This is a genomic window from Neobacillus drentensis NBRC 102427 (genome assembly GCF_001591445.1).
Taxonomy (GTDB): domain Bacteria; phylum Bacillota; class Bacilli; order Bacillales; family Cytobacillaceae; genus Neobacillus; species Neobacillus drentensis.
On sequence record NZ_BCUX01000106.1, the window covers coordinates 1 to 5,184 of the forward strand.

Genomic DNA, 5,184 nt, shown 5'->3' on the forward strand with positions numbered 1-5,184 from the left:
AGAAGGTGTATACGTGCCCGTGAAAGTTACCCATTAAAATTAAATCCAACAATCTTTGAAATCCCAACATAATCCACGTACTAAATCACAACAAATTCATAGTTCTCCAATAATTATTTCATACCCTGTGATTTACCCTGTGAATTAGGGAACATTATCAATTAAAATCCGCTAAATTGTTGATATATCAATAAAAAACGAACTGTGAATTATATTGTAAATTCAAGCGCGTTTTCCTATGTTTTTTACAATACAGAATCTTTACATTTTATTAACAGAATCTTAAGAAGAATGGTTCCCTTTATTTAATACAATTAATGAGAGTATATTATGAAGGGAGTAGATGAGAATGACGTTTAAGTATCTAATGTATCCCCATTATGGTAGTTCAAAATTGGTCAGTGAGGGAATGTTATGAGGATTGCCATTTTCACTGATACCTATGATCCGGATATCAATGGAGTTGCTCGGACGCTTAAGTATTTCATTCACTATTTGGAAAATAAAAACATCTCCTACAAAGTCTTTGCACCTGATTCGCTTTCAAACGAATCTGTTTCTTCAAACGTTTGTCGCGTTAAAAGTCTCTCTTTTTTCTTATATCCTGATTGTCGCCTGGCTTTTCCCAATCTTTCTCGTATTAAATCAGAATTAGAAGAATTCTCCCCGGATATCATCCATGTCGCTACACCATTTAACATGGGACTTTGCGGTGTCTATCTTGCAAAAAAACTAACTATTCCACTTGTTGGCTCCTATCACACGGATTTTGACCATTATTTGAAATTTTATGATCTTAGGTTTTTTTCAAAAATCCTTTGGAAATATATGAATTGGTTCCATAAACCGTTTAAAAAATTATTTGTCCCTTCTAATGAAACGTTAAATCAACTCAAATGCCAGGGATTTGTAAATTTAGAAGTTTGGCCCGGTGGAGTCGACTGCCAGCTTTTTCACCCTTATTACGAAAAACAAGTGATTCGTGAGCAATGGGGGATTTCAAAAAAGTACCTCTTAACCTATGTAGGCAGGTTAGCTCCAGAAAAAGATTTAAAGACACTACTAGCAGTGGCAAAAGCACTGCCAGCTGAGATAAATGAGGAAGTTCAATGGTTTGTTATCGGAGACGGTCCCCAAAGGGAAGAACTGCAAATCGAAGCACCTGCCAACATGACATTAACAGGTTACTTAACAGGAGAACAATTAGCGGAAATCTACTCCGCATCAGACTTATTCGTTTTCCCCTCCCCTACTGAAACCTTTGGAAATGTTGTGATTGAAGCACTTGCAAGTGGTACAACCGCCATTACCGCAAATTCCGGAGGCGTAAAAAATATTATTAAGGCAGGGGTAACAGGTTATTTGTGTGAAACGGGCAATGTAATGGAATTTACAAACGCCATCTTGAAGCTATTAGAAAATGATGATCTGCGAAAGCAATTGGGGATTGAAGGAAGAAATTATGCCCTAACACAAAGCTGGGATAAAATCTTTTCCCATCTACTTTGGCATTATCGAGCCGTTATCGAAGAACCAAATATACAAAAATATGCATGATTAGTTATACGATTTTTCTCACATATATTCATAGTGTAAAGGAGTGATTGCGTGGATACTTTTTCGCATATTGTCATAGGGATTGGCATTGGTGCTCTTGCTCAAATCGATCCTGCCATTTCATCTAATCAGCCCCTATCACAGGCGGTCATGTTGGGCGCGGTCATAGGTTCAAATGCTCCTGATTTTGATTTCATTTACAGATTAAAAGGAAAGGGCAGCTATTTCAGGAATCACAGAGGCCTATCACATTCACTGCCAGCTCTTCCTTTATGGGGATTCCTGGTTTCAGGCTTAATTTATCCATTCTTCCCCGTTTCAGGATTTCTTCATCTCTTATTATGGACGTTTCTAGCAGTGATTCTTCATATCTTTTTTGATTTATTCAATGTCCACGGAACGCAAGTCCTGCTTCCATTTTCAAAAAAATGGATTACCTTTGACACGATACCTTTATTTGATCCTTATATTTTGATGCTCCATTTTCTAGGGTTTGGTTTACTCTTTTTTTACCAGGCCGGGATCACCTTTTTAATGATTTATGGATTCATATTTTTATACCTAACCGTTCGATTTCTGTCATCATTATTAACCAAAATGCACCTACAGCAACATTTTATTAAAGCAATCCGGATAAAGCTAATCCCGCGTATGGCCCTATTTAAATGGGATATTATTATTGAGACGGGGGAGGATTTTTTATTTGGAGTTTATTCAGATAACACGCTTGACATCGAACATACTCTTTCCAAAAAAATTGATTTACCAGTATTGGTTTCTGATAGTACAAATAACCAGTCCGTTTCAGACTTTCTTGCTAGCACATCGTTCGCTTATCCCTTTGTCACTATTAGAAAAAATGGCTACTTTGTTTATTGGAAGGACCTTCGTTTTCGAACCAAAAAATTCTTCCCTTCCCTTGCCATCATGTTTATTTCCTCTGATTTCAAAAGAAAGAATAGTTATATAGGCAAAGTAAACTCTTTAAAACAATACAAAAAAGTGTTACGAAGCTTAAAGAATTCCTCTTCATCATCCATCAAGTAAAAGACAATAAAAAACAATGGCCCCCTATTTTAGGGAGCCATTACTTTTTTTTCGCTTTAATTAAAATATTCATACGGACTAATGTCTCCCCTTAGACACCGATAATTCCTTTATTTTAACAATCCAATCCTTGAAACTTCCATATTCACTTGAATCGAAGCCGAAGTACGACTTAATGAATTTGATGGTTTCGCTTTCTTGATTATGAAAAACTCCATCGGAATAGATGAGTTGAAGGAGTTCCGTTAAGACAATATTCTTTGATCGTTCATTCTTAAATACTTTAAGGATTTCATCAATAGCGAGACCCTTTAATTTATAGTTCTCCAGTCCCATTTCTTTTTGGTACCTGATAAGTATGGAAGTTTCAAATATAGATATTTTTCCATCAATTTTGGCAATCAGCGCAGCAAGTTCAAGAAACGCCTTTCTCTCTTCCTGCTGTAGTTCTGCTAGGAACATTCCCTTACATCTCCTTTTGGACTTTGTTCTAAGTATACGGAAAAAGTCCAATAAAGTTTCAAATTGTTGCATCTCCATTGAATAATTTCATTTATACTACATATACTACTCTTTGTGTTTAGGAGGTGAAGATCATGCCAAATCAACAAAACAACCAGCAAAAAGGGAAAACCAATCCTACCGGACAAGGCTCAGGAACTCAGTATCATAAAGAGCATGCAAGTAATGTCCCGGATTACGGAGCAAACACAGTTGACCCCAATGCTTTTACAAATTCCACGGAAAACAATGAACAGCAATGATTAATGGTAGACGCCCAATTGTGGCGTTTTTCTTTTTGAATTGCTATTTTTTAGACTCAAGGATACCCTTACGTCTGTATTTCCCTTCACACCTAATCACTACCAATTCCCCTTCCTCAACAATAGTTAAATGGGTTCATAATCGTATATCTTTACTTCTATACGTTGCAAAAAACTGAATTATTTGTTTTTTAAATCTGGAGTATGGAAGTTGATGCTAATAAAGTGGTATAGTTAGATAATAAATTCAATTAAAAATCTTCTACTTAATTTGGAACCTTTGTGTTATAAACTTTATTTCAGACGGAACTTAGCCTGCTTTCATTAGTGGAAAGTAGAGAATCGACAAGAGGTGTAAACATGAAACAAGAATTTGGATTTGTTCAGAGAGAAGTTTTAAAGGAGAAGCCTGATTTTTCATCCCTAGGTTTCGGCAAATATTTTACTGATTATATGTTTGTGATGGATTATGATCATGAAATCGGCTGGTTTGACCCGCGAATTACTCCTTACGAGCCATTAACACTCGAACCGTCCGCGATGGTTTTCCACTATGGACAAGCGATCTTCGAGGGAATGAAGGCTTATAAAGCAGCAGATGGAACCATTCAACTCTTCCGTCCCGAAAAAAACATGAAGCGTTTGAATGAATCCTGCGAAAGACTGTGCATTCCACAAATTGATGAGGACTTTTTATTAGAAGCGATTAAACAATTGATTTTAACAGAAAAAGATTGGGTTCCTGATGGCGAGGGGACTTCTCTTTACATTCGTCCGTTTATATTCTCAACCGAGCCCTATCTTGGTGTTCGACCTGCGAAACAATATAAATTGCTCGTCATTCTCTCTCCATCGGGAGCTTATTATGGAGACCAATTAAGTCCTGTTAGAATTTATGTAGAAGAACAGTATGTTCGGGCTGTTATTGGTGGAGTTGGCCATGTGAAGACGGCTGGCAATTATGCGGCCAGTCTGAAAGCGCAGGAAAAAGCTGATGAAAATGGATTTGCCCAAATTCTCTGGCTTGATGCGAAAGAGAATAAATATGTCGAAGAAGTTGGCAGTATGAATATCTTCTTCAAGATCAATGGCGAAGTGGTAACACCACGATTAAATGGCAGTATTTTGCCGGGTGTTACACGTGATTCGGTAATTGAATTACTAAAGTATTGGAATATCCCTGTACGAGAAGAGAGAATTTCAATTGAAGAAGTATTTGCTGCACATGCTCGCGGAGAATTGGAAGAAGTATTTGGGGCAGGAACAGCTGCTGTCATTTCTCCTGTAGGTGAATTAACTTGGAATGAACAAGCAATTGCCATCAATGAGTTTAAAATCGGCGAACTTTCTCAACGCCTCTATGATGAAATGACCGGCATCCAACTTGGGAAAAAAGAAGATCCCTTTAACTGGACAGTGAAGGTTGCACAGGTGGAAGTGTAAAAGCGAACCGGGCAAATTGCCTGGTTCTTTGTTGTCTACTGAATTTTACCTTCATTACGGGCATTAGTCGCTTCCACTAGTTACCGTTGAACCGATTTTTAGACCTCCACGGGCATTGTCGCTTTTACTAGTTACCGTTGGACTATTTTTTCAACCTTCACGGGCATTAGTCGTTTCCACTAGTTACTTTTGAACCATTTTTTCAACCTCCACGGGCATTGTCGCTTCCACTAGTTACCGCTGAACCGATTTTTAGACCTCCACGGGCACTAGTCGCTTCCACTAGTTACCGTTGAACCATTTTTTCCACCTTCACGGGCATTAGTCGCTTCCACTAGTTACCGTTGAACCATTTTTTCAACCTCCACGGGCA

Annotated in this window: 5 protein-coding genes; 4 read left to right on the plus strand and 1 reads right to left on the minus strand. The window is 37.8% G+C overall.

The features are described 5' to 3' along the window. Positions 1–414: 414 nt before the first annotated feature. Together BDR01S_RS24170 and BDR01S_RS24175 are read left to right on the plus strand one after the other, a co-directional pair. Positions 415–1,557, plus strand: a complete 1,143-nt coding sequence (locus tag BDR01S_RS24170) for a glycosyltransferase family 4 protein (protein ID WP_066250159.1) — start codon at positions 415–417, stop codon at positions 1,555–1,557. A 51-nt stretch (positions 1,558–1,608) separates the two neighbouring features. Next, entirely contained in the window at positions 1,609–2,604 is a 996-nt protein-coding gene (locus BDR01S_RS24175) for a metal-dependent hydrolase (protein WP_066250156.1), read from the plus strand. 78 nt (positions 2,605–2,682) lie between these two features. Here the strand turns inward: BDR01S_RS24175 and BDR01S_RS24180 are convergent, their stop codons facing one another. Continuing rightward, complete coding sequence (locus tag BDR01S_RS24180) at positions 2,683–3,066, minus strand: hypothetical protein (RefSeq protein WP_066250154.1); 384 nt, start codon at positions 3,064–3,066, stop codon at positions 2,683–2,685. Between the two features lie 134 nt (positions 3,067–3,200). Between BDR01S_RS24180 and BDR01S_RS25570 the strand changes: the two genes are divergently transcribed. Both BDR01S_RS25570 and BDR01S_RS24185 read left to right on the plus strand, forming a co-directional pair. Continuing rightward, positions 3,201–3,368, plus strand: a complete 168-nt coding sequence (locus BDR01S_RS25570; RefSeq protein WP_157406256.1) for a hypothetical protein — start codon at positions 3,201–3,203, stop codon at positions 3,366–3,368. A gap of 360 nt (positions 3,369–3,728) precedes the next feature. Further along, positions 3,729–4,811, plus strand: coding sequence for a branched-chain amino acid aminotransferase (locus tag BDR01S_RS24185; RefSeq protein ID WP_066250151.1), 1,083 nt, complete (start codon positions 3,729–3,731; stop codon positions 4,809–4,811). The last annotated feature ends 373 nt before the right edge of the window (positions 4,812–5,184 follow it).

Bases quoted from the DNA above. Each gene is read 5' to 3' on its own strand.
- BDR01S_RS24170 (WP_066250159.1), top strand. From the start codon at position 415: ATGAGGATTGCCATTTTCACTGATACCTATGATCCGGATATCAATGGA.
- BDR01S_RS24180 (WP_066250154.1), bottom strand. From the start codon at position 3,066: ATGTTCCTAGCAGAACTACAGCAGGAAGAGAGAAAGGCGTTTCTTGAA.
- BDR01S_RS25570 (WP_157406256.1), top strand. From the start codon at position 3,201: ATGCCAAATCAACAAAACAACCAGCAAAAAGGGAAAACCAATCCTACC.
- BDR01S_RS24185 (WP_066250151.1), top strand. From the start codon at position 3,729: ATGAAACAAGAATTTGGATTTGTTCAGAGAGAAGTTTTAAAGGAGAAG.